We start from the raw sequence: 5023 nt of genomic DNA on the forward strand, positions 1-5023 counted from the left end.
TGGCCAACCGCTTCGACGCTTCTGTCGGCGCCCTGGTCGGTTTGATGGCCTCGGGCTCCACCGAGTTGGAAGCCACCGCGCAGTCGATGAGCGGCACCGCCGAACGTACCAACGACCAGGCCACCATTGTCAGCACGGCAGCGGCGGAAGCCAGCACCCGCGTCCAGACGGTTGCGGCTGCGGCCGAGGAGCTCTCTTCTTCGATCGTCGAGATCAGCCGCCAGGTCGCGCAGTCCGCCAAAATCACCAGCCATGCGGTCGATAGCGCACGGCGAACCGACACGATCGTGCGGGCCTTGGCCGAAGGCGCGCAGCAGATCGAACACGTGGTCGAACTGATCTCCAGCATCGCCAGCCAGACCAATTTGCTGGCGCTGAACGCCACCATCGAAGCCGCCCGCGCCGGCGATGCCGGCCGCGGTTTCGCGGTGGTTGCTTCCGAAGTGAAGAGTCTCGCCGGCCAGACCGCCAGCGCGACAAAGGAAATCAGCACCCGCATCGCGCAGATCCAGAGCGCGACCAAGGAAGCCGTCGACGCCATTCAGGGCATCACTGCCACGATCGAGGAAGTCAGCGCGATCGCCACCACCATCGGCTCGGCCATCGAGGAGCAAGGTGCGGCTACCGCCGAGATCGCCCGCAACGTCACGCAGACCGCGCAGGCGACACAGGATGTCACTACCAACATCGGCGGCGTCAGTGCCGCCGCCCACGAGACCGGCGGCGCCGCCAACATGGTGCTCAGCGCCGCGTCCGGCCTGTCGAAACAGGCCGAGCAACTCTCCGGTGAAGTGAATACCTTCCTCGCCGGTGTCCGCGCTGCGTAAGGCAACGGACCATCACAACACGAAGGGCGCGGTCTCACAGACCGCGCCCTTCGTCATTTCAGAGGCGTTCGTTCGGCATGTGGCGCAGCCGTCATCGATCCGGCAACCCGGCGCCGGTACTGACGAGGCGTTAGTTGCTGTTGTTCGGCGAGCTCGGAAATTCCACCGGACCGTTCGGCTTGCCGGTGTCGAACTTGAAGATGTTGCGCAGCACGCCGGGCGCGATGGCCGAGATCGGGTTGACGCGCAGCACCGGCTGGCCGGGCGTGCCGACCACTTCGTAGGTGATGCCGATCAGGCCTTCATTGCTGCCGCCGCCGAGGAACAGGCCGATCACCGGTAGCTGCCCGAACATGTTGTTGAGCCCGTACATCGGCACGAAGGTGCCGCTCATCCGCACGGTGTTAGCGGGGTAGTCGATGCTGCCTTCGATGGTGGCGCCGATCGAGGGCCCCTTGACGACGCCCTCGCGGATCGTGAGCTGGCCATTCTGCCGGGTGAATTCGGCCCGCAGCCGCGAAAATCCGATGCCACCCTGCGACACCCCCGGCCCCCCCGCGGCGACTCGGTCCAGCGAGGCCTCGCCCTTGATGGCGAAATCGCGGACGTTGACCAGGCCTTCCTTGGGACGCGTATCCGACGACGGCGTGTCCATGGCCAGCGATAACTGCCCACCGACCATCTTGGAGTAGGTATCGGTCACGCGGAAGAACGCGCCGGCGTCATTGGTCTCGATATAGATCACGTCGCGCGCCGCGCCCTGCGCGCGGCCCCGCATGTCGCCGGTTAGCGGCGTGTCGCGTCCCAGCTTGCCGCTGAGGTTGAAGGTCTTGATGGTGCCGGCCCGTCGCGACACCTTGGCATCCAGGCTGCGCACCGCCTCGCCGTAAAAGCCGGCCACCGCGCCGAGCTTCACGTCGATGTCGAAGTCGATGGTCTTGGGCTTGCTCTTGGAATCGGACTCCTTGCCGGAGATCGCCGATTTCAGAAAACCGCGACCATCGAACACGTCGCCGCGCATCGTCACCTTGAGCACACCGTCGGGACTGCGCTCCGCCTTCAGCGACGTCTTGTCGCCCTCCGAGGGCGAGTAGGTCGGGAAGTTGGCGTTCACCAGGTCGCCGTTCGGATCGACTTCCACGGAGCCCTTGATCGCTACGCCGCCGCCATCGACGACAATGTCCTCGAGCCGCGTCGATTGCGCCTTCTGTACCATGTTGAACACCGCGCGGCCGCCTTTGCCCGGCGCCTTGACCCAGCCCGGCAGGATGTTGTCGAGCTTCAGCGCGGTCAGGTCGGCGTCGATGCCGAGCTTGGTTTCGCGGTCGCCGCTGCCGATCTTGCCGATCACCTTGACCGGGATTGCGCCGGTTACCGCGGGCCCGAGATCGAAACCCAGCCGCGCGCGGCCGGCGTCGTCCAGCGTCGTCTGCGCGCGAATGTCGGCATCGGCATCGGTCGGCTTGCGGTAGTCGATCGACGCCGCCTGCCCGTTGATCTTGACGTCGCCCTTGACCTGATAGCCCTGATTGTTGGCGGTGATCTTCAGCGCGTTGGCTTCGAGCTTCTGGCCCATCACGATCTTGTCGGCGGAGAAGTTGGTGAGGTCGGCATTGATCGTGTAGCTGGTGTCGGTCTTGGTCAGTTCGCCCTTGATCGGCATGCCCAGCGTAATGAACGCCGAAGCGTTGCCCTTGCTGGTGGCGGGATCGAGCATGTTGCCGGTGAATTCACTAAGACGATCGGAGGCCAGGATCTCGGCGACGGCCGGCACCGTCCCGTCAATCCGGAACTTGACCCGCGCCGGCATCGGCTTCGGCACCATGTCGGGCACTTCGAATACGATGTCGTTCAGGTTGAGCTTGCGCCCCCCGGCGGTATCCATGCCGGACTGACCGATCGTCACCGTCGCGGTGCGGCCGGTGACGCGGGCGCGCAGATCGGCGTCGCGGATCACAGGCAGATCGTCGACCGGGCGAAGCGTCACGCCGTTGGCGGCGATGGTGACGCTGAGACCGTCATCGGGAATCGGCGGACCGCGCCGCGACAGGTTGCGGACCGGCGAGTTGACGGCGATGTCGAGGCGCTGCAGCGAGCCGCGCTCGACGCGCTCAATCACCCATTCGCGCACTTCGGGCGTGATCAGGACCGGCCACATCCGCTTCAGCGCCGACGCCGACATTGGGGTGCCGGCAATGCCCAGCGTCAGCCGTGGCTCTCCGGCATAGTCGACGCTGCCGGAGCCCGCGATGCCGATCTCGCCGTTGCTGATGTTGGCCTGGGTCAGCATCACGCGCTTGTTGTCGGTATCGAAGCGCAGGGCGATGTCGATACGGTTGAAGATCAGCGGCGCTTCGCCCGCCGTGCCGGCGAGCACGATGGTGCCGCCGCTGAGCCCGGCCTGCCAATTCGAGATGGCGTCGTTGGGCGGCTCGACATGCGCCAGCATGGTGACACGGTTGTTGCCGGAGATCACCTTGAACGGCGCCAGCAAGACGCGACGGCCGGAATCCCATTCGAGATTGACCTCGGCGGAGTCGATCGGCATCGGGTAGTCGGGCGTGTCGTTGTCGATGATGTTGCCGGCTGCCGCGGTGATCTTGCCGCGGAAATAGGTCGGCAGGCCGTCGCGGCCGAGTTCGCCCTTCAGCTCGCCGGTGAGCGGCAGGTCGGCGCTGTAGGTCAGGTCCTTCATGCGCAGCGCCAGCAGGATGTTCTGGCTCGGCAGCTTGTCCGCGCGGATATCGACCGAACGCACCCCGTTGGCGGGAGCACCCACCACGACGCCGAGCGACCACGGCGTCTTGCCGGCCTCGCCCACGCTCATGGCGACGCCGCCGGCGGTGGGGCGGCGCAGGCTCAGGGTGATGTTGTTGAAGGTCGAGGTGTTGCCGCGCTGCTGGTCATCGACCACCAGCCGGCCGTTCTTCAGGCCGATCTCATTGAGGTTCTGGCCGTCGAGGCCGGTCAGGCTGAGGCTGTCGAGCCAGTCCAGACCGGCCAGCAGTCCGCTGACCGGTTCACGCTTGTCGGCGGCTGCGGTGGGAGGCGTCGGCAGTGCCTGCACCAGCGGCGCCACCTGCCCCGGCGGCAATGAAAGGGAGGGGCCGGTTGGAACCGGCACCGGCAATGCCGTCGGCCGAGTCGAGGCCACGCCGGTGGCCAATGGACGCGCGTTGTCGCCGGTGGAAACCGTCACCTGCCCGTCCGGCATGATCCGCACCGCGAGCACGGCATCGACCAGGTTGAGGCTCTCGGCGCGCAGCCGGCCCATCAGCATCGCCGGAACCGACAGCCGCACCTCGGCCTTCGGCGCGCTGGCGACGATGGCGTGGTCGCGATCGCGCACCACGATGTCGCGGATACGCACGGCGATGCGAATGCGCCCGGTGCGCTCGATCTGGGTGCCGCCGACTTCGACGCTGTTGCCCTCGCCGATGTTGTCCTGGATTGCCTCGGCCAGCCACGGCGTGGCCATGTCGAAATTGATCGGTCCGGCGCCGAGCCGCCACCACAGCGTGCCGAAGCCTACCGCAGAGACCAGCAGCAGGACGGCGACGACCGCGGCGATCCGCTTCACCCACCGCCCGCCCGGCCATCCGGGCGCGCCGCCAAGGCGATGCAGCCCGGCGTTTTGCTGGGACAATAGCTGGCGGGCGCGGTGATGAGCGGCCTCGTCATGGTCGTGATCCCAAACGGCATCATCCCATTCCGGGGCTTGGTCATCGGCGCGCGGACGCAACGCTTGGGGCGGCTTATTCCTGGCCATTGCCTCTCGGTGCTGGCGTTGCCTGTCAGATCGATCGCCCCGGACCTCGGCGCGTCGAGATCGGACGAGCGCTTCCGTGCCGGCATCGCTGCCAATCGTCGGTTTAAAGTATACTCGTCGTCCAGTCGTTGCGGCGGGTTCAAAGCACACACCGCGGGTGTTGCGTCGAATCCTTTGTGACCATACTCCGGGGCCAGCCCATTTGCACCGCGCGGGGCCTGTCGTCAGGCCCCCGGTGCGTCTCTGCAATATCATCACACTGACCCGCTGAAAGCGACGAAAGGAAGGCGTATGTCCAAGAAATCGCGCGAGAATTCCTCCAGAACCCCCGCCGGGAAGATGGAACGGACTGCGACAAAGGCGCCCGTCAAGAAGGCCGCGAAGGTCGTCGCCAAGAACGCGACCACGGCTGCGACCAAGAGCGCGG

At 66.4% G+C, this 5023-nt stretch carries 2 protein-coding genes; one reads left to right on the forward strand and one right to left on the reverse strand.

The genetic code is table 11. The features are described from left to right. On the forward strand, positions 1–827 hold an 827-nt coding region (locus JWR89_RS11605), incomplete at its 5' end, for a methyl-accepting chemotaxis protein (protein ID WP_299715949.1). 130 nt (positions 828–957) lie between these two features. On the opposite strand, the gene JWR89_RS11610 is transcribed toward JWR89_RS11605, so the two are convergent. Then, positions 958–4596 (reverse strand): AsmA-like C-terminal region-containing protein, encoded by a 3639-nt coding sequence (locus JWR89_RS11610; protein ID WP_299715952.1) that lies wholly within the window; start codon positions 4594–4596, stop codon positions 958–960. Between the last annotated feature and the right edge of the window lie 427 nt (positions 4597–5023).

It is taken from the genome of Tardiphaga sp. (assembly GCF_028290785.1).
In the GTDB taxonomy this organism is placed as follows: domain Bacteria; phylum Pseudomonadota; class Alphaproteobacteria; order Rhizobiales; family Xanthobacteraceae; genus Tardiphaga.

Excerpts from the sequence above, each read along its gene's own strand:
- JWR89_RS11610 (WP_299715952.1), bottom strand. The coding sequence starts at position 4,596 with ATGGCCAGGAATAAGCCGCCCCAAGCGTTGCGTCCGCGCGCCGATGAC.